This window comes from Candidatus Hydrogenedentota bacterium (assembly GCA_035416745.1).
Taxonomy (GTDB): Bacteria; Hydrogenedentota; Hydrogenedentia; order Hydrogenedentales; family SLHB01; genus UBA2224.
In genome coordinates, this window is the sequence record DAOLNV010000061.1 from 1,365 (window position 1) to 25,526 (window position 24,162).

Sequence of the window (24,162 nt, forward strand, 5' to 3'; positions counted from 1 at the left end):
GCATTTATGGCAACCTGGCACCCGTACTTCTTGAGAAACGTCGTGGTCTTCAAGCCGTCGGTTTCTCTGTCGTGTTCTCCATTTTGAGGGGTGACGAAGAAACGCACGTCCGGGTCTTTGAGGTCAATTCGGACAGCGTAGGCGGACAGCGGCTCGGGCGTCTCTTGGGTCAGGCTCAGGGTGTCAATGCCCTTGAAGAGCGGCTGCCAGGCATGGGTTGGCTCTTCGGCGGCCGGGACCGGACGCATCCAGACCAAAAACAGAACAACGAGCACAGCCAACGCCACAAGAGGCCCGGCCTGGCGCCGTACCAGGGAGGAGGGAGGCAGTACTGTCTGTTTTGGCTTCATTATCGCCAGACCTTCTTGCCGCCGTTTAACCACGCAGACCAAAAAACGGGCATGTTTGGGCTAAGCGCTCCTTCTACAGGGCATTGGCTCCGTCGAGACACAATCCCTGTTGCTGCGGCAGAGTTTCCCCCCGCAGTCCAATTGCTCAACGGCTATGCCCTGACACGAAACAACCGGCGATTGCCTTGAGGGAACCGTCGGTTGTTTCGGGGCGTAAGTTATTGTGTTGACGCGAGTTCAGGAGGAACTTCTTCGCCCAGTTCGTAGACCTTCACCCACATTAACCCATTGGATGGGTGAAGTTTACGCATTGCCGCTTTCGACAGGTCGATCACGCGACGCCGCACGTAGGGGCCACGGTCGTTCAGTTTGACGACGACGGACCGGCCGTTTGCAGCCACCACCAGATAATAGTGCCCAAATTCACCTTCCCGCATAGCGCACGTCAACGCGCTGTCTTGCATCCGTTCGCCCGATGCCGTCACCGCGCTGCTGCTGGCCACCGTATAGTACGAGGCCATGCCTTCGACGAAAGGTGCTGGCGGTTGTTGCGAAAGTAACATAAGCGCAACAAGCTCAAACATTTGGGAGATCTCCTCTTGCTTGTTGGCGCAATACCCCGCCTCTGAAGACATGGCTCGACACGCTGCATTAGCGGTCTTCCGCCATTCAAATTGCGTTCTCTTACTGTGGGGGGACCGGCGCGATGTTTGCCCTTGGAAATCACCGCATAGCGTGCCGGCCAATATGCGCCAACGCCTGCAAAATTCATCCTCTCAAATCGGTAGTCTACACAAACTGGCGCCTGAGCGCAACATTTTATTAGCTTCTTTTTGGGGTCTGTTTCTGGACCCCCAAAACAGCCCCCGGAGGCGCGCAGCCGTCTGAAAGGCGTCTTCGGTTCATCAGGGGGGCGTTCAGAGGGCCGTCTCGGGCACGTTCGCGAGGTACCTGCGCAGATGTTCCATGCCGGTAATTGCCGCCCGCAGTTGCTGGATATCGCCCAGAGAGGAGAACCGAAGTTCCCATTGGCGGATGTCGCCCGGCGCCAGGAACAGGGCGATTGCACTTCCCGGGGACTCGCAGGGCACGCTGGCAAATGCGCAATCGGCGCCGAATTGGCGTCTGGCTTCTTCTGCCAGTTCGCGGGCGCGCCGTGCGGCATCGTCCGCCTCGGCCGGTGCTTCGGGGACAACCATGGCGCCGGCAAACGAGGCGGCGCCCACGAGAGACATCCGCTGGGCAATTATGCCGCCCGTGTGAGTCTCGGCGATGGCAAGACGCCACTCCCGGGACTTGAGCATCGTATCGATGGCGCCTTCCAGCGTCTCTTCATCCACGCCCATGATGAGGCCCGGCAGCAGCTCGCGGACCCGCGCGTCCATTTCGTCGATAAGGGTTGTTGCCTGGTCCTTTGTATCCGCACGTGCGGCAATTCGTATTCTCACCGCCTCGGGCGATGCCAGGAGCCCAACGGTAGGATTCGCGGAATCACGGATGAGATGGCCGATGGCGCTGTCGATGGCCGACTCGCCCACGCCACAAACCTTGAGGACGCGGTAATGAACTAAACCCTTTAACGAAAAGCGCTTACGTAGAAAAGGGAGCACCTTGTCACACAGCATGGGATGGAGTTCACGGGGAACACCTGGCATGGCGATGACGATGCCGCGCGCGTCCTCGACCAGCAGCCCCGGGGCCGTGCCATGGGGGTTTTCGATGGGCGTGGCGCCTCTGGGCACCTGCGCCTGTTTCAGGTTGTTGGTCGTGGGGCGGCGTCCAATGCGCCGGAAACGGGCCTCGAGCTGTTCAACAAGGTCTTGGCGCAATTCCAGGGGGCTCGCAAAAACTTCGGCGATGCATTCCCGAGTGATGTCGTCCTCTGTGGGGCCGAGTCCGCCGGAGGTAAGCACGACGTCGGCCCGTTCAAGGGCGGCCGTGAGGGCCTGCACGATGCGCTTTGGATTATCGCCCACCGTGGTTTTCTGGTAGAGGTTTATGCCGTTTTCGGCGAGGAGGCGGCCCATGAACGCGGCGTTGGTATCGACGATCTGCCCCAGCAGCAGTTCGGTGCCAATCATTATGATTTCGGCTTGCATTGGTGTCCTTTCTGACCGGCGTGTGTTTAGAGGGTGGCAGACGCCATTAGAATAAGCTGACCCGCATGGCACTTCAATATCCTTGTTGGTGATGGTTCGGGCGCATTTGACAGACCGGGCGGAGTGTGGTACATTTTAAACGATTTGACAGCCCAGAGACGAAGTATGCCTTGTCGCGCCCGATCAGCTCCTTTTCATGTAGCATTCGCGAGAGAACGCTTTGTGTGGCGCAGGAGGCTTTTTCATCGCTCTTCGCCTGCAACGCAAGTAATTGCAGGGGGTTGTAAAGGTCCTAGCTGTCTTGTTGCGGGTGGCGGCCGTAGTAAGGGGGTGCGCGGGGCTGTGATCCGTAACATAGGAGGCGGGCCGTGTTGTTTTGTGATGTCGCTGAACCGTGAATTCGCGTAGAGCGCCCCTTCATTTATTGCTTGGCCACGTATAGCAAAGAGATTATCGGCGAGGTGTTGAGAGCCACAGACATTGTGGAGGTGGTGAGTCGCACCTTGGAACTGAAACCATCGAGCGGGGGCCGCTATCTTGCGTTGTGCCCGTTCCACCACGAGAAGACCCCGTCGTTTACGGTCAGCCGTGATAGGCAGATGTACCACTGCTTCGGCTGTGGCAAGGGTGGGGACGCGATCTCGTTCTTGCGCGAGTTCGATGGCCTCACGTTCAACGAGGCCCTGCAGCGCTTGGCCGAGGACGCTGGTATTCGCCTTCCGGTTCCCAGCTCGCGAGAGAGCGGCGAAGACAAGCACCGGGCCAGGCTGCTGGAGGTCAACGCGTTTGCGGCGCAGTTCTTTTCCGATGCGCTCCGTGACCCTCTTCGAGGGGGCAAGGGGCGGGCCTACCTGAAGACGCGGGAGCTCAGACCGGAGACCGTCGCCCGTTTCGGGCTGGGATACGCCGCGGATACATGGAGCGGGTTCACGGACGCGGCGCGTCTGAAGGGATTCGATGAGCGGCTCCTGGAGGCTTCCGGGCTGGTTCGGCGGAGCGACAAGGGTTCGTGTTACGATTTTTTCCGGGACCGCCTGATGGTGCCTATTCGGGACACTGCGGGCCGGGTGGTGGCTTTTGGAGGCCGGGATCTGGGCGGGGAATCCGCGGCGAAGTACATCAACACGCCCGAGAACGATTTGTACAAGAAAAGCCGGGTGCTGTACGGGTTGTACGAAGCCAGGGATGTCATGCGGAGGGAGAAACGGGCCATTCTCGTCGAGGGATACTTCGACCTGCTCCGCCCGTTTGACGTGGGCATCGAGAACGTCGTAGCGACCTGCGGGACCGCGCTGACCGCCGATCAGGCACGGCTTTTGCGCCGCTATGTGCCGGAAGTGGTGATTGTCTACGACGGCGACGCCGCCGGAATTCAGGCGGCGGTTCGTGGTGTTTCCATCCTTACGGCCGCGGATTTGAGCGTGCGGGCATTGGCTTTGCCGCGTGGTCAGGATCCCGATGACTTCATACGGGCCGAGGGCGCCGAGGCGTTTTCGCAGCGGATTGCATGCGCGCCCGATTTTGTGACGTTCTACGTCGACATGAGCCAGGAACGGTTGGAAACCATCGAGGGCCGAACGGCGGTCGCACGGGAACTTTTCGCCATATTGACCCATCTAGACGATGAGCTGCGCCGCGAGGAATACCTGAAACGAATGGCGCAAGCTCTGAACATAAACGAATGGACAGTACGAAACGAGTATCAGAAGACGGTCCGCCAATCCGGGTACCGATCGGTAAAGCAGGCGCAGCCGGCCGCGGATGATATTCGCAAGATCCCCATGGACGATTGTGATTTTCTTGCGGCGATCATGAACGCGGCGCCGCTGCGCACGAAGGTTGAGGACGCCATTGCGGCCCTGCCGCTTTCCAAGACTCCTTTTGTGGAAGCGCTTGCTGTAGTGCTTCGCGGCCCGCGACCCGAGACGATATACGAGTTTGAAGACGAAACGGCGCGGCAGCTGTACACGGCGGCTACGAGCCAGGCGCCGCCCGAACCCGAGAGAGCGGAAATCCTTGTCGAAAAACGATTGGCAAGGCTCAAGCGCGACGCGCTGACGGAAGAATCGGCGAAACTGCAAGAGGCCATTTTCAAGGCGGAGCGACAGAAGGATACTGACAGGGTAATGGAGTTTCTCGAGCAGAAGATGAGCATAGACAAGAGGATACAGGAGTTGGGCGCGTCGTAAACGCCTGGAGGCGAGGCCGCTTTCAGGCGGCGATACGGGATAACGATGTAGTTGGCTCAAGCATCTTGGAGTTGGATTGCACAATGCCTATCAGCAGCAAGAAAAAGAGCACACTTGACGGAAACAAGAAGCAAAAGGCCTTGGAACTCGCCAAGGAAAAGCAGGGCAAACTGACCTACGACGATCTCAACGAGGTCATGCCTGAAGGCGCCACTGCTGAGGACATCGACGAGATGATGGTCATGCTCAGCGGGATGGACATTGACATCGTCGACGAGTTCCGCGTCGACAGCGAGTCCCAGAAGAAGCAGCAGCAGCGCGAAAAGCAGCAGCGGCGTGCACAGGCCAAACGGGAGGCGGCTCAGACGCGTCTCGAACGGGCCGACGACCCCGTGCGCATGTATCTCCGCGAGATGGGCCGCGTCCCTCTATTGACAAAAGACCAGGAAGTCGCGATCGCGAAGCGCATCGAGGAAGCCGAACTCGAACTCATCGACGTGCTGCACCACACGCCGTACACGATGAAAGAAGTCAGCATGATCGCCGCGCGCATTCTAGCCGGAAAACTGGATTTCGCGCAGATCACGGATATCGAGAGCCCGAAGCACCAGAATGAGTTGATTAACCAGCTGCCCAAGCTCATGGAACTGATGGCCGAAGCCGAAAACGAAATCGAACATCACGAAAAGCGGACGCGGCGCTCGGGCCTTTCCGAACGCAGCTTGGCAAATATTCAAAAGAAAATGGCTGCCGCGCGCGATAGGCAGATCGAGGTGATCAAGGCTTTCAAGCTCAAGACGAAGGAAATGATGAAGATCGCGCGCAAGATCAAGAGCCTCAAGAGGCGCATTGCCTCAGCGCGAGACGAAATCGACCGAATTGAACGCGAAGTGGGCTTCAGCTCCGAAGAAATTCACGCGATGGCGGTGAAACTGCGCCGCACACCGTCGAGCGCGAAGAAGCTCGCCGTCGACCGCGACGTTATTTTCGACGCCGAACGCCGCCTGCTGCTGGCGCAACGCAAAGTCGGCCAGATCGAGTCCGACGCCAAGCTCGACACAGACAAAATCACCGGCTTGATCAACACCATCCGGGAAAAGGAAGAGAAAGTCTACAAGGCCAAGATGGAACTGGTCGAGGCGAACCTCCGTCTGGTCGTGAGCATTGGAAAGAAATACACCAACCGCGGGATGTCTTTCCTGGATCTCATTCAGGAGGGCAACATCGGTCTGATGAAGGCCGTCGACAAGTTCGAGTACCGCCGCGGGTACAAGTTCAGCACCTATGCCACGTGGTGGATCCGGCAGGCGATCACCAGGTCCATTGCGGATCAAGCGCGCACCATCCGCATCCCCGTGCACATGATCGAGTCGATCAACAAGCTCGTGCGCACCAGCCGGCGTCTCGTGCAAACCTACGGACGCGAACCTACCGCCGAAGAGATCGCCGAAGAAATGGAAATGTCGGCCGACAAAGTGCGCAGCATCCTCAAGATCGCCCAGGAAGCGATCAGTCTCGAAACCCCCGTAGGCGACGACGGCGACAGCAATTTCGGCGATTTCATCGAAGACAAATCGGCCGAATCCCCCGCCAACGCGACTGCGTTCGCGGTGTTCCAGGAACAGCTCTCGCAGGTGCTGGGGTCCCTGACCGAACGCGAAGAAAAAGTGCTCCGGCTGCGGTTTGGCCTCGGCGACGGGTATCCGCGGACTCTCGAGGAAGTCGGCAGCGTATTCAACGTGACCCGTGAACGCGTGCGCCAGATAGAAGCCAAAGCCCTGCGCAAGATGCGTCACCCGACCCGCGCTCGCGAACTCAAACCGTTCCTCGACTGGAGCCTGGGTCAATAACCTGCTATCCTATGGCGTTCCAGACTATCGAAGGGGCCCGTAGCTCAGTGGTTAGAGCAGGTGACTCATAATCACTTGGTCGTAGGTTCAACTCCTACCGGGCCCACCACTGAGAATAAAGGACTTACGCAAACGCGTGGGTCCTTTTTTGCCTTCTGAGAGGCTTGGGGGTGCAGTTCTGGTGCACTGGGCGAGGGTGATATCGGCACCGCACGTACCCCCGTGAGTGATGTCCACGGGCTAGTTGTGCGCTCCGGCCATTGCATAGACCGTGTTGCCTGGAGACGCGCTAACCACGGCGTGCTCAATGTTCCGTCAGGGATGGGCCAGCGGTCCGGCCGCGGTGTCTTCGCCGGACAACAACGCATAGATGTCTTTTGCCGAAAACTCGGCCCATTCGGTGTCCAGGAAATTGTCAGGGTCTGTGGCAAAGACCTCCGTCAGCCGCGCGTTGGCGTCGTCGTTTGGATGGGAATCGCCCGAATCGCCGCCGTACTCTTCGCGCAGCTGGTTGGGATGGGACGCGGCATGTTCCTCATTCGCGACCACGTCGAACAGGTCGAAGACGGCGACATTCTGTAACCCCGTCTCGGTCTCGTAATTCGGCAGCCATTCGTCTTTCAGCCAGTTGTTGAACTCGCGGGCGCGCGCGGCGATTGCGGCATCCGTATCCGCCCAGCACTCCGGCGGCGCCGTCACGGGAATGAACAGCGTGTCAGGATTCTCCGCAAAAACGTCTTCGAGCGGACGGTAGACATGGCCTTCGTATTCGTAGGTGTTTCCGGGTCCGTCCGGGTGGCGGAATACGGCGCGATAGTTCGCCAACGTCCTCCACCCGTCGAAAGGATTGCCCGGCTCCTCGCCCGCATCATCGATATGGCTGTTGGGGAAACAACTCTTGAACATGATGATTCGATTGACGCCGTCTTGGCAGCCCTCTATTTTGACATGTTCCAGATAATCGTTGAACCACAGGACCCAGTGTTGCATGTCCGTCAAGTCGCCGGGTACTTCCCCCAAAGAAGCCGGGCGGCCGGTATCTGGCGCGATTACGGTGCCATAAGTAATATCGTTACGGTCGTCGATGTACGTTTTGGCGAGCAACGCGGATTCCAGACTGTGGGCCAGCCAGTTTTCGCCGACCGAGTGATGAATGAACACCAGGCCGTTACCCTCGCCATCTCCATCTCCAGCGGGCAGAACCGTGACCGTCGCCGAGCCGCTGGAAAGACTGTGTGTGCCGGTCGCGGTGATGGTGGCAGTACCCGCGGCCACGCCCGTGACATTGCCGGCATCATCCACTGTGGCAATACCGCCGGCGCTGGGAGCCCATGTGAACGTGAGGTCCTCTCCATCGGTGGATACCGCAGTAAGGTGAACGGTCTCCTCGATCTCCAGCTCGACATGGCCCGGCGTCACAGTGACGACCGCGTACTCCTGTGAAGGGCAACCCACGAAGGCAAGACAGAACGACATCACGACCAGGATCCTACGGACAACCCGCTTAGCGCACATAGCCCCTCTCCCCTTCGGTCTTGTGGGACTCCGTGACTGGCAACCGCCCTGTGCCAAGCCCGTTCCCATTGCACAGACCCTTGCCGCGACCCGCTCTTGCCGGAACCTTGACGCCATCTTGTATTCTAGCACGGCAATTTTGGGGACACAATACTCAATTGGGGTTTCAGGCGGGTAATTTGCCACAGGTGTCAGGACACTTCATGGTCGGAATTGAGTATTGTGTCCCCAAAATTAACCATGTAAGCTTGGAGGACGCCGGATTCGTCGGAGTTGAAGAACCCCTTTGAGCCGTCCGGGGAGAGGAATGGGTGGATGTGTGAGCCTTTCTTGGTGGAATCGCTTCGGGAATCGAGGATGAACTGCCAGTTGTGCAATGGGTCGCCGGGGGCTGGGCCGAACTGGGCGGTGTAGAGCAGCCACGTGTTGCCGATGCGGGCGTCGGTTATCATCCGTTGCCCGGCGATGTCGGTGGCGAAGTGGCAGAAGGCCGGTTTGGGGAACACGCGGCTGAGGATGTTGCGCTGGCCGCCGGGGGTGGCCAGCCCGACGTGGCCGGCGAAAGGCACGGGCTCGCTCTGGATCAGTTCGCAATAGCCGGTATCGCGGACGCTGGTGCTCGTTATGGCGGAGGTGGAGGTCCCTCGCCAGCACTGGTGGCCTTGGCAGAACTCGTTGCCGTCGCGGCCCCACGGGAGGTTGCGGAAATTTGATCCGTCGTCGCGGATGATGTGGATGTCGGCCCCCTCGCCGCCCACGAGAAGGGTGCACGAGCCGTCCTTGGTGTATTCGCTGCCGTGGTTTTCTTGGACGAGGATGTCGTGTGCGGCGTCAGGGCCCGTTGAGCGGCAGTACTGCGGGTGCATGTTGAGCCAGGTGGGGCCTGTATGAACCACGCTGACGGCGGCGCGTTCGAGATCGAAGACCATGAGGCCGAAAGGCAAGCCCTCGGTCTGGCCGTCGCCGAAGAAGGCTGACAGGGCGAGGCGTTTCCCGTCGGACGAAATTGTGGAAAGAGGGTAGACCTGGCTGGGCAGGGCGGCGGCGCCGGTGGGCGGCGAATCGATGACGGTCAGGGTCTCGCGGGCGGTCCCGTCGAGCCGGACGCGTTTGAGGGTCAGCCGGCCCGTGTTTACGCCGGTCTCGTTGACGAAGTAGTACATCCATGCTCCGTCCGGAGAGACGGAGGGTGCGGTGGCGCCGGTTTCGTCCGTGAGGGGGGAGAGTGCGCCGTTGTTCTCGAGATCGCAAAGCAGATACCGGTGCTCGGGGTCCGATTTGTCGCTGCCGTGGGAATTGGCGCTGCGGTGGAGGACAAATCGCCTGGAATCGGGGGTGAAGATCTGGGCCTCCATATAGATATGGGACGAGGGTATGCCCTCTTCCGTGAGCTGGAATACCTCGGCGCCTTTGGGCGCGTCCTTGGCCAACAGGTCGGGTCTTTGTTTCATTGGGCATCCTCCGTCTTCGTCAAGTCTGAGCCACTGTAACCGCTTGGCCGCGGACAAGTCGTTTGGCCCCATGTTAGGCGTGAGGCGCAACGCAGTCAATGTGTCGATTCCGCCGGGATGCTCCGAAGGTGTGGGAGGCGCGTTCGCGGGGTGAGGTTTCACCGTGCGTCAATGTTTGTGGCGAGCACCGCGCAGTGGGGCGAGGCCTTCTTGAAGGTTTCGATGCCTTGGGGGCTCACCCGCGTGTTGATAAGCTGAACCTGCTTGAGGGAAGGTGCTTTTGCCAGGAGCATGAGGGCGTCATCCGTAATATTCGCGCCGTCGAGTTGCAGGAACGCGAGGCGTTTGCATTGGCCCAGGGCAGCCAATCCCGCTCCATTTATCGGGTTGCCAATCAGGTCGAGGCGTTCGAGTGCGTCGAGGGAAGCGAGATGGACGAGGCCCGGGCCTTCCACCCGTGCCTGGGCGAGGGCCAGCTCGGCCAGCTTGTCGAGCTGCGTCAGATGGGCGAGACCCGCATCGCCCACGTTCGACCTGGTGAGGTCGAGAACGCGCAGATGCGAGAGCTTTCCGATATACCGTAAGCTTTCGTCGGTTACGTTGGTTCCCCGAAGCACCAGCCGTTCGAGTTTTTTGAAGGAGGGGAATCCTGCAACTGCTCCGGCGTCGAATTTGTCCGCGCCCGCAAGGGTGAGTTCCCGGAGTTCGGACAACGCACACAGTCCCTGGAGACCGTTGGCGGATATCTCGGCATTATCGGCGTTAAGGGCTCGCAGGCCTGTAAGGCGGGCTATATAGGGGACGGACTGGTCTTCGATGTGTACGGCAGAGACGTCCAGAGTATGGATATCCGCCGGGTTCAAGTGGCGGAGGGCACTGAATTGTGACGGACCCACACGAACGTGCAGTTTGACAATCTGCCCTGCGTCAACGGCTACGCGCCCCTTCGCAGGTCTAAAAGGTTGCCAGTCCGCATCTTCCGGGGCGTTCCACGCGCGCAAGAACAGGTCCCCAACGATGTCGCCGAAAACCAGATTGCGCGGTCCCGGCGGCTGTTCTTGAGGCGCCTGAGCAGGCGCTGGTTTTTCAGGGGCGGGAGGTGGCGAAGGGGGGGGAGGCGGGGACGCGGCTTTCTCAGGTTTTGGATTCGGCGGCGGATTGGGTTTTTGGTCGACGGCTTTGGCAGATGCATCGACATCAAACAGGACCTTGCAGTGAGGCAACCATTCCTGCAGACGAACGATACCGGTCTTGGTGAGGCCAGTCTTGCGGACATCAATGCTTTCGAGCTGCCGCAATTCCACCAGGTACTCGACCAGCTCGTCGGTGATTTCTGACTTAGAGAGGTCGAGGTGCTTCAGCCAAGAGGCCTTTCGCAGGAGGGCCAGGTCGGCCTCGGACAGGTCTTTTGAAGCGACCAACCCGATATAGGCTCTCCTCGGGATGCCAACGTGACTCTTGGCTTCGCCAAATTCCTTCCAGTTTGTTCTCCTGCCATCAATCTCGCGGATAACAATCGTGCCTAGAGAATGGTCTTCGGGAAAATCGAATTGCCTGGGCCCGAAGGCAAGCCATAGAAGCAACGCCCCCACGCCGGTTACGATTGCGCCGATTATCAGGTTGCGCCCGGCGAAAGAGGGTTCTTGGGGCGATTCGTCCGAGCGTTTCGGCGTCTTGACCTCAGGTTCCTTCGCTATCGGGAGCGGGGGCGGCGTGATGAGCCGCTCCTCGTGGGTAAGTGGAGGCGGCGTGATGAGCCGCTCCTCGTGGGGAGGCGGAGGCGGCGTGATGACCCGCTCCTCGTGGGGAAGAGGAGGGGGCGTTGAAAAAGACGATGGGTGTTCGATGGCTGCCGGGGAACTGTAGCCGCCGGACCCGTGGCTCTTGTTTGTCGGGGAGTCGGCAAACAGGCCTGTGGGCGTCGAGGACATCCACGAAGAGCTTGTGTCGTCAACGGGGGTGTAGGCGCCGGGAGGCGAGTCCAGGCCGTTTTCGCCGTCCGCCGCGACGCCGGCCGGCAGTTCCGGAGGCGCTTCACGCGATGTGCTTTCGGGCCTGTAGGCATCTTTCCTGTTGCCTATCCGCTCGAGCAGTGTTTGGGCGCGTTCATCGTGATGTTTTTCGAGCAGTTCATGACACAACTGCCGGGCTTCCTGGTATCTTCCGACCTTGAAGAAACATTTCGTCAGGGCATAGAGCACGTGCTTGTTGTCCGGAAATTCCAGGGCAAGGTCGTCGAGGATGGCGATGGCGTCCTCGTACCGCTCGGTTCGATAGAACATGAGCGCCATGCGGTAATTATGTTCAGCCGCTCTCTCGGACACGCACCATCCTCATGGTTATCGATTACGCTCCACCTGTTCCTACCTGTACTAAGTATACTATTCGCATATATACCATACAATATAAACACACACAATATAAAAATGAGGCGTGATTGCTACCCTTGGTTAGTTCGCCGGAAGTTTCTGTCCACGGGCAAGGATGCCGAGCCCGATTCACCGAAGACCCTTGGTTTGGACGTGTGAGTGGCGACGGAACTATCAGCTCTGTACTGATTTACCCCAAAGGTCTCCTCTGCCGAAACGGAGGCGAGAGGCCAGTGCCATAACCATACCGTCAACCTGATGAGCAGGGGCGCCGGTTCTGCAACGTTCTTCATCGTGGCCAGGCACCGCACGGGCGGCCGCCGAGCCTTCTTTGGTTCACCGGTCACGCACTCTGGAAGAGCCGCCCGTTACCGGCGCCGATGTTCCGGGCATGGCCCCGCTGCTGCTGGTGCTGATGTTCACGGTCACTACCTCCGCATCCGCGGCATTGTCAGCGTTCGTGAAACTGACATGTGCTGCGTAAGATTGACTGAAGTCCGTGGCGGCGATGGTGACCTCGGTGCTGTTTTTCGCGGAAGCGTTCGGCGTGGCCGTCACGTTGGCGTTGTCTGAGGCAGCGGTCCAACTCAAGTCGCCGTCTCCCAGGTTGCTGACCGTCACCGTTGCGCTGCTCGCCATCGCATTCAAGCTCACGGAATTGGTGCTGACGGTAAGGTCCGGAGGCGTGAAACCTCCCACGTAAACCCAGACAGATGAGCGATCACTTGTATCGGCATCGTTGGTGAAGGTGACCTGTGCCACATAATCCTCGTCGAAATTGCTTGTGGCGATGGTAACCACCTTACTATTGCCTGTGAAAGTGCTTGGTATAATCGTGACGGCGGGCTTGTTGGATGTGGCGGTCCAACTCAGGGTATTCCCGCCGGCATTGCTTACCGTCAGTGTTGCACTGGGGGAGGATACATTCAATTCCACAGTGTCAGTGGTCACGATCAGATCCGGAGGCCCTGAATCCACAAGGCTTCTGGCGAGACGTAAGCCAATGTTGGAACTGAAGGTTGGTTCAGCGGCGAACCGGTTCGCTGAACGGCAGCCTTGGTACGGGATGCTGCCCCAACCGCCACCCCGGACCACACGGTAGCGGCTTCGCACGGTATCTACCCACGGGCTGCCGTCCGCGGGTGCGCGATCATAGTCCTGCAGCCAGTCGTCCTCACACCATTCCTTGACGTTCCCGCTCATGTCGTATAACCCGAACGCGTTGGGCAGCTTCAACCCTACCAGGTGCTCGTATTCCTCGCCCACGTCGTAAGTGTTGGGTCGCCACCAGCAATAAGCATTGCCAACCGTATAATCCGGGTCATCGCCCCAATAAAAGCGGGTAGCAGTTCCGGCCCGGCAGGCATATTCCCACTGCGCCTCGCTAGGCAAATGGAACCTCATGCCCGTCAAGCCATTCAGTTCTGTGATGAATGCGCGCGCGTCGTTCCAGCTCACGTTCACGGCCGGACTGTTCGGGTCATCGAGCACGTCTTCCTGCCCTGCCCAGGGGGTGGTGCCCATTACTGCCGTCCACTGGGCTTTCGTGAGCTCGAATTTCCCCAGCCAGAAGCCGTGGGTGATGACCACCTGATGCTGGGGATCCTCCCACTCGTAGCTGTCTTGCTCGTCCGGATACCGCCCCATCATGAAGTCCCCCGGCTCGATCCATAGCATCTGGAGCGGGATATTGCCCGGCAACATGACGGTTTCGTCGTCCCCGGCGCCCGTGCTTTCAACATAGACGGTGACCGCTTCGGAGTCCGCCGCGTTTTCGGCATTTGTGAAAGTGACTCGGGCCGTGTACGTCTCGCTGAAGTTGTCCGTGCTGATAGTGACCGCGTTGCTGTTTCCCGTAAACGCGCCCGGGGAGACCGTCACGGCGGCGTTGTCTGAAGTCGCGGTCCAGCTCAAGGTGCCCTCGCCCACGTTGCTTATCGTCACGGTTGCGCCCGGCGCTGCAGGGCTTATGCTCACACTATTGGCGCTGGCGTCGAGATCCGGCGTGCCGGCCTCGTCCGTCCATTGATATAACGCGTAACTGGGACCTTCGACAGGGAGTTCCCACGTGCCGGCGGCCAGAATGTCTATTTTGCCCGTCAGATAGGCGTCGAGACCGGCGATCAACTCTGCGCGGGCTGGCGGCGGCAACAGATCCATGCTGGTTTCGGCGTAGGGTTTCAGGCGGAGCAATGGCGCGGGAACGCTGTAGAAAGCCACCTCGAGTTGGGGTTGCACATATACGCGCGCGACAGCGGTGCCGTTCAGGGACCATTCCGGGCCACGGGCCACGGCGTCCAGAGACAAATCCGAGATGTTTCTCAGCGGCGGGGCGCCATCAGCAACGTACTCGCCCCCGATGGTGACCACGGAGCTCGACGAAAATCCACTATCCAGAATGAAATCGTCCTCGGCATGAACGCTCACCGCTCCCACGAACGAAATAGTGGCGGTTCCCTCGACAGGCACGGGTCCTACCATGCCGGAAAACGCAATTGTGACCGGTTCAATCAGGTCCCGGCCCGCTGTATCAATGTTCACTGCGCGAGCATCCACTCTCGCGGTGAAATCCAGCGTTAAGACCCCGGCGCCTGCAATCTTCACATATGCCAGAGAGGCGTCCTCCAGTTCGACTTGTACGTCCATCTCGGGGGCGAAATCGATGGCGCCGGTGGTTATAGACGCACTAACGCCATTTCCGTTGTGGAGCAAGGCGCCGTCCAACTCGACGCGCGTGGCATCAGACTTGGACACGGCGGCGCCGCTCTTGGCGAAATCTTGCGCCGTAAACCGAATGGGCCCGTCCAACTCAAGCGACCCCTTTATGACGGCTTCGTTCAGCGAGCAGAACTCGGTTGTGATTGGGACCGATTTGGCGCCGTTGGCCTTCGTTTGCCACGACTTGACCGTCTTGACGCGCCGGAGGTAGCCGCCGCCCTCCGTGCCGACCAGGATGTCGCCGGGCTCGACGGGCGGCACACCGTTGCCGGTGTAAATGAACGAGTAGTCGGAGCCGCTGCTCGTGTCCAGCGACAGGGTGGGAATGTCGTCGACTACGCGCACGTCTTGACTGACGATCTCGCCCGCGCCAGGCGTCACGGTGATGTCGTGCGTGACGGTTTTGTCGCCCTGAGCGGTAGTCACGGTCAAAGACACGGTATAGGCGCCGTCGTCATTGAAAACGTGACTTGGATTTTGGAAGGCGCTGTTGTTTTCGGCGCCGCTGGCCGGGTCGCCGAACGACCACGTCCAAGAAGTGATGGCGCCCAGCCCCGGCGTCGATCTATCTTCAAACTGTACGATCAACGGCGCGTTGCCCGAACTGTGGTTCATGGTAAACGCAGCGGTCGGCTCTTCCTGCGGCCCTGCGGAAACGACGAAAGATACGGGTGTGCTTGGTGCCACGCCCGTGCCCGCGAGCGGGTCCTGGCTGATGACCATGCCCTCATCAACGGAGTGGCTGGGCTCGTAGGTGATGGCGCCGACCGTGAGTCCCGCGTCGAAGATCGCGTCTTCCGCTTCCGCCCGCGTCATACCCTGCAGGTCGGGTACGGTCGGGGACGCGGCGTCTTGGGACACCACCAATGCCACGCCGCTGCCCCCGCTTACTTGTCTTCCGGCCGGGGGATTCTGGTTCATGACCTCACCCGCCGGGACAGCATCGCTGTACATCCTCGTAACGATGCCGACAATCAGGCCCGCGTCTGTGATTGCCGTTTCCGCGCCGGTGAGTGTCATGCCGACAACATTCGGGACTGTCACGCGGTCATCCCCCGGACCGTTGTTGTTGGAACCCGGACACCCGGCGAGACCAAAAGGAACCAGCACGATAGCAAGAGTGAATGTATAGAAAGGTAAGATGCTCCGGATACTCATGATACGCCCCCTCGAACAGATGCGTTTCTCTGGACGGACCCCAGACCCTCACACAGGCCTCCTGCGGTAAGTACATGTCTAATTAGTACCTTACGCTGACACGTTGGGACTGTCAACTGCCCTACGGCTGGTGTCAAAGGGGCCGGACCTTCTACGTGGCCGGATTTCACGGTCGGGATAGCGGCGCGTTGTTGCCAGGGCCCGATTCCTCGAGTAGAATGCCTGTCTTGCAGAACCATTGAGACGAATAGTTGGGCGTACACAGGCGCATGCATCTTGGTCATGCGCCATCACCGCGGGAAGGAACGCAATGAAGTACCTCTCGATCGTGACGGTTGCGGTTGTGCTTTTGGGGGCTGTTCTCGCGGGCTGCGGAGGCGGGGATACTGCGTCGCCAGGCTCGGAGAGTCCGGCAGCGGCGCAACCCGCCGCGGGCAAAGCGACGGTCGGCGTTGCGTTGCTCACGCGCACGCATCCGTTTTATCAAGATCTTGAGGCCGCGATGCTGGCGGAAGCCCAAGCGCAGGGTTTCCAGCTGCTCGTGTCGACGGGCGAATTCGACGTCGCCCGGCAGAAAGATCAAATCGCCGATTTCATCGTTCGGAAAGTCGACGCCATTATCGTGTGCCCTGCGGATTCAACGTCCATTGGCACCTCTGTGAAGGCCGCCAACGATGCTGGGATTCCCGTATTCTCGGCGGACATCAAATGTCTGGCCGCAGGCGTGGACGTAAAGTGCCACGTGGCCACGGATAATCTCGAAGGGGGCCGTCTGGCCGCACGGGCGTTGCGCGAGGCCATCGGCGGTTCCGGGCAAGTGGCTATCATCGACAATCCCGAGGTGGAGTCGGTCCTGATGCGCACCCAGGGATTTCGGGAAGAGCTGGCCAAGACTCCCGAGGTAGAGATCGTCACCGCCCTGCCGGGGGGCGGCGTGAAGGACAAGGCATTCAAGGCCGCCGAGGACATTCTTCAGGCGCACGCTGACCTCGACGGCATCTTCGGGATCAACGACGACTCGGCCCTTGGCGCCCTGGCTGCCGTCGAGAAGGCGGGTAGACAGGGCGGGGTCAAAATTGTGGGATTCGACGCCGTTCCAGAGGCCCGTCAAGCCATCAAGGCCGGGAAGATCTATGCCGACGTCATCCAGAAACCGGACCAGATTGGCCGGAAAACCATCGAGGTGATCGCCAAGTACATGGGGGGCGAAGAGATTCCGGACGAGATCCTTATCCCATGCGCCCTGTTCACGAAGGAGAGTCCCGGGCAATAGACCAGTCTACGAGGGTCGAGCCGGCCGCAACATGAAACAAGACAGTCGCGATTAGGGGGATACGGTGCCTTTATCCAAGGACACATGGTCGCGCTTCTTCTCGAACTATGGGATGTTGTTTATTCTCCTGTTGCTTTGCGCGTACTTTTCCTTTGCGACACTCAACGAAGTGTATCCAGAAGGTGTGGAAGCGGCCGAGGCCATCGCCTCGCGGCTCGAGGGCACGATGGAGGGGCCGGTAGCAGTCGCGGCGGGCGATTCGGATACCGACGCCGCCTTTGTGCAGAGACTGGCCGCCCTGCTTGAAGCCCGAAATATCGATAGCACAATAGCCTCGGGGAGTCCCCGAGACGTTCGCGCCGTCTTCGAAGAACTGCTGTCGGGAGGGCACAAGCCAACGCTCATATTCACTACGAGCGAGTCGTATGCCACGATAGCCCGCATCAAAGACAATCTTCCGGGTCTTGAGAGCGTGCCCCTTATGCCTCCGCCGAGCTACATCTGGCCGACGTTTCTAAAGACCGACAACCTGCTGAACGTTGCGAACCAGATCACGGTAATGGCGATCGTCGCCGTAGGCATGACCATGGTGATTATTACCGGGGGCATCGATCTTTCGGTGGGGAGCCTGATCGCGCTATCTACCGTCGTCACGGCGTGGCTGGTCAAGCACAAGGGGGGCGTGGACGCTTCGACCGCCGCACTGATCGCGTGTTCGCTGGGCGGCATCGCGGCCTGCGCGTGTTTCGGGTCCTTCTCGGGGCTGATGATCACCCGGTTCGACCTGCCGCCCTTTATCGCCACGCTCGCCATCATGCTCGTGGCGCGGGGGTTTGCGTACATCATCTCGGAAGGGCGGCCGATCTATGCGTTTCCCGGCCGGTTCACGTGGCTGGGCCGCGGCAGCGCCGGGTTCGGCATCCCGGCCGCCGTGGTGCTCATGCTCGTGATTTACGCGCTGGCATGGATTCTCATGAGCGGGACACGGCTCGGGAGGCACATCTACGCCGTGGGCGGCAATCCGGAATCCGCCCGGCTCTCGGGCATCCCCAACCGGCGCGTTCTCATGTTCGTCTACACGGTCACGGGCGCTCTTGCGGGCGTAGGCGGCGTCGTGATGGCCTCGCAGTTGCAGGGCGGCGCCGGGACCTATGCTCCGATGTACGAACTCTACATCGTCGCGTCGGTGGTTGTGGGCGGAACAAGTCTCTCGGGCGGTCAGGGACGCATCCCGGGGACCCTCATCGGCGCCTTCATCATTGCGGTCATCCAAAACGGCATGAACCTGACCAACGTCGAAAGCTACACCCAGAACGTTGTCCTCGGCTTTGTTATCCTTGGCGCGGTGCTGCTCGATGGACTAAAGAAGAAGGGATTCGGGATCCGCTGGCTGCGACGAGCAGGGCGTTCTTGACGAAGCGCTCCAACTTCTTTGTAGTTTCACGGGACCTATACGGCCCGTGGGGCCTATATGTGTCTCATGGGTCCCGCTGGCCCCCCTTCGGGTAGTGAGAGCCACACCCGGGCGCTGGCAGGCAGAGACCGCTCTTCGGCGAACCGAGCTCTTGCGCCGCCCTTTGGAACAGGCGGGCTCGCGTGAGTCTTTGGGCCAGCCTTTGAGTGGGTGGTCAGGACCCCTCTTTCGCGGGTACTTCGTAGGGGAGTGGCTTGCCGCCGGAGGCTTTTTCGAGGACCTCGGCGACGCTGACCGGCACGCCTCCCTGGCGCTTGCTCTCGTCAGCGGCTTCCATGAACGCGAAGATTTCAATGGTCTCCCGCGGGGAAACGGGGACTTCGCGCGTCTTGAAGAACTTGGCTATCTCCACGAGCATCGGTCCGTATCCTCCTCCGGAGCCCTGGAGCAAGACCTCTTTCGTGCCGAATATGATCACCTGGTTCGGGGCAGCCTGTTCGCGAAGGCCGCGAAGGGTTCCCACCTTGCCGCCTTCCCACACGCCCGTGACCACGTCGGTGTTGTCGGTATGGGTGCGGACGACGGTCTGTACGCCCGGGCCCATCACGGTGAACAGCGCCTCGGTAGCATGCACGCCGTACCAGAAGAGGTCGGGATGGTGTTCCTCAATGGATGCGGGGCCGTAGGAGATCGCGCCCCGGAGTTCGCCGAAATCCTTCTGCATCATCTCGACCAGGCCGGGGTAGTACCGGTATGAGGAAGAGCTCCAGCACGGCACGTTGTGTTCCTTTGAGAGCCGGAATATCTCGATGGCGTCGGCCAGCGAGCCGGCAACGGGCTTGTCAATGAACAGGGGAAGGCCCGCTTTGAATACCGGCCGCGCCTGTTCGAGGTGGGGGCGTCCGTCTACGCTCTCGAGCATGATCCCGTCCACGAGGGTGCACAATTCCTCGATGGTATCGACGATCTTCACCCCGAACTCATCGCGCAGCTGCTGCGTGTACCCTTCGACGCGGCTGTAGCTCGATTCGATGTCGCTGCTGCCGCCTTTGAACGCCGCCACGACCTTGAACCCCGGCACGTGGTCCGGCGCGTTGGGGTCGTTGAACGTCTTGGTAAACGCGATTACGTGGGACGTGTCGAGGCCAATCATGCCGATGCGGAACTCGGCGTCCTGCCCCTGCGCCGCGCCCACAAACACCACCGACGCCACCGTAACAATCACCAGCGCATAGTCGCGAAACGATCTCATGGTAGTTCTCCCTGTCTCATGCGGTTTGCCCCCAATTGTGACAAATCGATTCAGCAAAGGCAAAATACGGGCGTGCCTGCGGCACTTTGGCGCGTGGCAGGTTTTCTCTGCACGCGGGTGTGCTCCGGGGGCTATTCAATGGCGAGCATGTGGCATTACCCTCCGCGACGTGTGCAGCAACCATTGCCCATGCCGTACCCCGATGTCTGCGATGCGGGCCATGGTGGACACCCGGTGCCGTTTGCGCCTACCATAGATGCAGAAATGCTGCCAGAACGCGCGTTATCGGAGAAGGGCATATGAAGACACGTTACCGGCCGCTCCGCCGTTGGAGGAAATATCGGTTCGCGATCGCCGTGGCGCTCGTAATTCTTATTGCGGGTTCCGGGGTATGGGGAGAGACCCCGGTCATTTATTCTGACAAACCCTATCCCGTCGATTTCGAACCCCAACCGGCGGCGTATGTGCGGGTGCTGGTCTCGGCGGCCAATTCCGGAAACGAGGCGTGTATCGACGAGCTCGAAGTGTACGGCCGTGACGGCGCGCGGAACCTGGCGCTCGAGAAGGACGGCGCGAAGGCGTCCGCCTCTTCCTGCCTGCCCGGATACGCGCAGCACGCGGTTGCTCATCTCAACGACGGCCGTTACGGCAACGACTATAGCTGGATCCCCGCCACGAGCGGACCGGAGTGGGCTCAGATTGCCTTTTCAGAGCCGTGCGAGGTGGCCCGAGTTGTTATTTCGCGTGACCGTAGCCGGTCCTTCGGAGACCGGGTGCCGACGGTGTTCGAGGTACAGCTCTCGCTCGACGGTCAGACCTGGCGCAGGGTTCGCAAAATCGAGACCACGGCGGGGGAGGTAACATTGCGAGCAAGCCGGGCCGGGGCGGCGCCGGCGTTCCCGGCCCCGCCGCCCGCCCCAGCTGTCATTACGGGCGAAGCGGCGCTTGCGGCGGCTCCGAGCAGCCTGGATGTGGCCCGAGCCAACAAAGAGGGTTTCGTCAACCTGGCGCTCGGGGGCGGAGCTGAGGCGAACGCTTCGTCTTTGCTCGAGGGATACGAGCAGCACCGGATCCCGCACTTGAACGACGGCCTTGCGGGAAACGAGCACAGTTGGATCAGCGACGGCGAACCCTCCTGGGCCGAGGTCGATCTCGGGGCCGCGTACTGGATATACGAGGTGGCCCTCGGAAACGATTCGTCGGGACAATATTCGGACCGTGCGGCCACCGGTTTCCGTATCCTCACGGCGGTCGACTACGCCCCGGACAGCGATGCCCCTTCGTGGAATGCCGTCTACACGCATGACTCCGGCAAGGCAGTGCACGGGCGCACGGTGTTCCGGTTCGCGCCCGTCCGTGCGCGGTGGGTGCGAATTGCGCTCGACAAAGGTGAAAACGGCAACGCGCGCATCGACGAAATTGAGATATACGGGCGCGAGACCGCGATTACCCTGGCCGAAATCGGGCCCATCGAGGCTCAGCCAGAAAAGCCCGAAGGGCCGCAATCCCGCCCCGGCGGCGTAGACGACGATGCCCTGCGTTACGCGTTCCTCGGCGAGGAACATGCGTGGCTGAAGGCTTACGGACGTGCGGATCTCAACCCGAACCTGGTGCCGTACAATGGCCGCGTAAAGGAATACCCGCATCACGCGGGCGATGACCAGCTTCCCCTGCCGGTCATGCCGTGTCCGCCAACGATTGACGGCTCATTGAACGACGAGTGCTGGCGCTGGGCGTCGCGGGGCGAGGCGCGCGTAGCCTATCCTTACGATTGGGAGGCCGGTCCTCTGGTAACCCATGCCGTGCGTGCGGGCATCTGCGCGAATTCCTTGTACTTGGCGTTCGAGATGGACCGCGTCCTCAGCGCGCATCTCGCCGTTGTGTCGACTCTGGATTGGCAAGCCGCCGGAATCCTCGCGCTGTCTGACGATGGAACGCTCGCGTTCAACCTGTATAAGGAAGACGGCAACCGTGCTGTTCTCGCACAAACCATTGCGATTGAGGCTGCTCATGACGCGGACTATGCGGTCTTCGAGGCGGCCATACCGTTGGAGCTTCTGCCGGGCCTAAGGGACGCGGGATTGCGCGTTGGACTGGGGTTGCGCGGGAAACACACGAGCGCCCAGGGCCGGCCGGTTCATTTTCTAAGCGCGCCGCTGGCCATTGCGCAGGAAGGGCCGTGTATCGACGGGGTGTTCAAGGTGCGCGCCGCTGCTCACGGCGCGGAAGGGCCTGTGGCGCTCCGGGGCAACCTGAACGCGGAGGGCGAGACCATTCTCCAGCCCGGCGAGTCCCGCGAGTTCACGCTCGCGGCGACCGGCGGCCCGCTCGGACCGGAATGCGCGGTGTCGCTCAATGACGGGTTGAACACATACGAGCTGCACCTGTTCCGGTACGAGCCTCTGAGGCGTACGCTCGAGCTCATGCGCGAGATGACCAGCCGTCTGGCGAAAGAGGGGCTTGACGTATCCCGGGAACGCGCGGCGCTTGCGGACTTCGAAACGCAGCGGAGTCTCATGGCGGGCCAAGCCCCGGACCGCGCCCTCGAACGGGAAACGTTCTTCGCCGCCCGTGTCGTGAAACGGGAGCTGTTTCTTCGTGATCCGGATATCGCAGGGGCGGAGCGCGTGCTGTTTGTGAAACGGCAGCCTTACATGCCCTCCCACAACTACAGCGTGCTGCTGGATGCGCCGTTCCGCGGCGGCGGCGGCGTCTGCGTCTTGGATGTGCCGCGCCGGGACGGCCGGCTCGCGCCCGAAAACGCGGCCGTAACCACACTGTTCGATTCGGGGGAAGGCATTTCGCGCGACCCCATGGCCGATTTCGCGCTGAACAAGATCTATTTCGCCTACCGGCCCTCGGAGGACGGGTATTTCCACGTCATAGGCATGAATCCTGACGGAAGCGGGCTCAAACAGCTTACGGACGGTCCGTTCCACGATTTCTGGCCATGCCCGCTGCCTGACGGCGACCTGGCGATGATCTCGACCCGGTGCAAAATGCGCTACCTGTGTTGGCGGCCCCAGGCCTTTGTGCTTTTCCGCATGCGGCCGGACGGAAGCGATATTCAGCCGTTGTCGTTTGCCAATCTGAGTGAATGGGCGCCATCGGTCATGAATGATGGGCGGATTGTGTGGACCCGCTCCGAATACCAGGACAAAGGGGCTGATTTCGGGCACACACTGTGGGGCATACGCCCGGATGGCTCGAACCCCGAGTTGATCTTTGGTAATGACATCATCCAGCCCAATGGATACGCTAATGGACGCGAAGTGCCCGGCACTAACGAATTCGTGTGCACCTTGATCAGCCACTTTGGCGACTTGAACGGCCCCATCGCGTTGGTTGATACGGACAAGGGGCGGTTCAACGAAAAGGCCATCACCACCCTTACACCCGAAGTGCCGCGTCCGGGGATGTGGCCCCCCGAGGAATGCTTCCGCGATCCGGTCCCGCTCTCGCACGACTATTTCCTGTGCTCGCATGCCCCCCGCGACAGTTTCCAGTTGTTCATCATCGACCGGTACGGCAACCGCGAGGTGCTGTATGCCGATGAAGCGATCTCGTCAATGTGCCCGACCATCCTGAAACCCCGGCCGACGCCACCCGTGCTCGCGAACGTCTCGGAAACGAAGGAGGGGACGGGCGAATTCGTGCTGCAGGACGTCTATGCCGGGATTTCGCCGCCTGTCGAGCGCGGACAGGTGAAGTATATACGCGTCGTGGAAGAAGTGCGTTCCAATCTCCGCCAGTTGCCTGACGGCGCATACCAGAACGACCATGTTGAATTCATGGACTGGTATGCGACGCCGACCCACAAGGTGAGCGGCCCCTACGGCTGGCCGACGTATGTGGCCAAAGCGCCGCACGGCATCGTTCCGGTTGAAGCCGACGGGTCGGCTCATTTCAAGGCGCCGGCAGGCAGGACGTTGTATTTTCAGGCGTTGGACGAGGATTTGAATGAGCTCCAGCGGATGCGCAGCGTGGTACAGTTGCAGCCCGGCGAGAGGCGCAGTTGCATCGGCTGTCACGAGTCGCGGCAGCAGGCCCCGCGCAACGGCGCCCGCATGAAAGCCAGGGGGCCCGTCGAACTGGAGGTTGCGGAATGGGACGGCAAGCCGTTCTCGTATGAGGAAGTTGTTCAGCCTGTGCTGAACGCGAAATGTGTGCGTTGCCACGACGCCGGCCGCAAAGATGGTCTTGACCTGCGGGGCGAACTTGACGGCGACAAGGTGCCGAGATCGTTCCGTACCCTGATCGAGCGGGGGCTTGTCCATTACGCCGATATGCGCTGGAACGACGGCGGCTGCGAGAAAGCCGGACCTTTGAGCCTGGGGACCCTGAAAAGCCCACTCTGGGAGGTGCTCAACAAGGGCCATCACCACGTTGAACTCACCCGCGATGAAATGCACCGGATCAAGGCCTGGATCGATCTGAACTGCCCGTTGTGGCCGGACTACATCAACCGCGATGAGCGTCCTGCGGAGCGGGAACACATGGCGCGCACCGAGTAGCGCGTTTCGA

General features: G+C 60.6%; 13 protein-coding genes and 1 tRNA gene. 6 read left to right on the plus strand and 8 right to left on the minus strand.

Annotated features, from left to right (window positions below; genetic code table 11):
- From PLJ71_16290 to PLJ71_16300, 3 genes are all read right to left on the minus strand, one after another.
- The coding region (locus PLJ71_16290; GenBank protein HQM50249.1) for a hypothetical protein at positions 1-350 on the minus strand (350 nt) is incomplete at its 3' end.
- Positions 351-568: 218 nt separating this feature from the next.
- Positions 569-934, minus strand: a complete 366-nt coding sequence (locus PLJ71_16295; protein HQM50250.1) for a septal ring lytic transglycosylase RlpA family protein — start codon at positions 932-934, stop codon at positions 569-571.
- 333 nt (positions 935-1,267) lie between these two features.
- Positions 1,268-2,449 (minus strand): CinA family nicotinamide mononucleotide deamidase-related protein, encoded by a 1,182-nt coding sequence (locus tag PLJ71_16300; protein HQM50251.1) that lies wholly within the window; start codon positions 2,447-2,449, stop codon positions 1,268-1,270.
- 428 nt (positions 2,450-2,877) lie between these two features.
- Between PLJ71_16300 and dnaG the strand changes: the two genes are divergently transcribed.
- From dnaG to PLJ71_16315, 3 genes are all read left to right on the plus strand, one after another.
- Complete coding sequence (gene dnaG / locus PLJ71_16305) at positions 2,878-4,638, plus strand: DNA primase (GenBank protein HQM50252.1); 1,761 nt, start codon at positions 2,878-2,880, stop codon at positions 4,636-4,638.
- An 83-nt stretch (positions 4,639-4,721) separates the two neighbouring features.
- On the plus strand, positions 4,722-6,488 hold the full coding sequence (gene rpoD, locus PLJ71_16310) for an RNA polymerase sigma factor RpoD (protein ID HQM50253.1): 1,767 nt from the start codon (positions 4,722-4,724) through the stop codon (positions 6,486-6,488).
- A gap of 33 nt (positions 6,489-6,521) precedes the next feature.
- A tRNA-Ile gene (locus PLJ71_16315) sits at positions 6,522-6,597 on the plus strand.
- A gap of 206 nt (positions 6,598-6,803) precedes the next feature.
- Here the strand turns inward: PLJ71_16315 and PLJ71_16320 are convergent.
- From PLJ71_16320 to PLJ71_16335, 4 genes are all read right to left on the minus strand, one after another.
- Entirely contained in the window at positions 6,804-7,964 is a 1,161-nt protein-coding gene (locus PLJ71_16320; protein ID HQM50254.1) for an Ig-like domain-containing protein, read from the minus strand.
- Positions 7,965-8,194: 230 nt separating this feature from the next.
- Positions 8,195-9,454, minus strand: a complete 1,260-nt coding sequence (locus PLJ71_16325) for a hypothetical protein (GenBank protein ID HQM50255.1) — start codon at positions 9,452-9,454, stop codon at positions 8,195-8,197.
- Positions 9,455-9,612: 158 nt separating this feature from the next.
- Complete coding sequence (locus PLJ71_16330; GenBank protein ID HQM50256.1) at positions 9,613-11,778, minus strand: tetratricopeptide repeat protein; 2,166 nt, start codon at positions 11,776-11,778, stop codon at positions 9,613-9,615.
- A gap of 381 nt (positions 11,779-12,159) precedes the next feature.
- A complete protein-coding gene (locus PLJ71_16335) occupies positions 12,160-15,699 on the minus strand; it encodes an SUMF1/EgtB/PvdO family nonheme iron enzyme (GenBank protein ID HQM50257.1) in 3,540 nt (1,179 codons plus the stop codon).
- Positions 15,700-16,009: 310 nt separating this feature from the next.
- On the opposite strand from PLJ71_16335, the gene PLJ71_16340 reads away from it, so the two are divergent.
- Both PLJ71_16340 and PLJ71_16345 read left to right on the plus strand, forming a co-directional pair.
- A complete protein-coding gene (locus PLJ71_16340; protein HQM50258.1) occupies positions 16,010-16,972 on the plus strand; it encodes a substrate-binding domain-containing protein in 963 nt (320 codons plus the stop codon).
- A gap of 64 nt (positions 16,973-17,036) precedes the next feature.
- Complete coding sequence (locus PLJ71_16345; protein HQM50259.1) at positions 17,037-18,386, plus strand: ABC transporter permease; 1,350 nt, start codon at positions 17,037-17,039, stop codon at positions 18,384-18,386.
- Between the two features lie 214 nt (positions 18,387-18,600).
- Here PLJ71_16345 and PLJ71_16350 read toward each other — a convergent pair whose 3' ends face one another.
- On the minus strand, positions 18,601-19,638 hold the full coding sequence (locus PLJ71_16350) for a Gfo/Idh/MocA family oxidoreductase (protein ID HQM50260.1): 1,038 nt from the start codon (positions 19,636-19,638) through the stop codon (positions 18,601-18,603).
- A gap of 299 nt (positions 19,639-19,937) precedes the next feature.
- Between PLJ71_16350 and PLJ71_16355 the strand changes: the two genes are divergently transcribed.
- Positions 19,938-24,152, plus strand: a complete 4,215-nt coding sequence (locus PLJ71_16355) for a discoidin domain-containing protein (protein HQM50261.1) — start codon at positions 19,938-19,940, stop codon at positions 24,150-24,152.
- Positions 24,153-24,162 lie beyond the last annotated feature (10 nt).

Bases quoted from the DNA above. Each gene is read 5' to 3' on its own strand.
- PLJ71_16295 (HQM50250.1), bottom strand. From the start codon at position 934: ATGTTTGAGCTTGTTGCGCTTATGTTACTTTCGCAACAACCGCCAGCA.
- PLJ71_16300 (HQM50251.1), bottom strand. From the start codon at position 2,449: ATGCAAGCCGAAATCATAATGATTGGCACCGAACTGCTGCTGGGGCAG.
- rpoD (HQM50253.1), top strand. From the start codon at position 4,722: ATGCCTATCAGCAGCAAGAAAAAGAGCACACTTGACGGAAACAAGAAG.
- PLJ71_16320 (HQM50254.1), bottom strand. From the start codon at position 7,964: ATGTCGTTCTGTCTTGCCTTCGTGGGTTGCCCTTCACAGGAGTACGCG.
- PLJ71_16325 (HQM50255.1), bottom strand. From the start codon at position 9,454: ATGAAACAAAGACCCGACCTGTTGGCCAAGGACGCGCCCAAAGGCGCC.
- PLJ71_16335 (HQM50257.1), bottom strand. From the start codon at position 15,699: ATGAGTATCCGGAGCATCTTACCTTTCTATACATTCACTCTTGCTATC.
- PLJ71_16340 (HQM50258.1), top strand. From the start codon at position 16,010: ATGAAGTACCTCTCGATCGTGACGGTTGCGGTTGTGCTTTTGGGGGCT.
- PLJ71_16350 (HQM50260.1), bottom strand. From the start codon at position 19,638: ATGAGATCGTTTCGCGACTATGCGCTGGTGATTGTTACGGTGGCGTCG.
- PLJ71_16355 (HQM50261.1), top strand. From the start codon at position 19,938: ATGAAGACACGTTACCGGCCGCTCCGCCGTTGGAGGAAATATCGGTTC.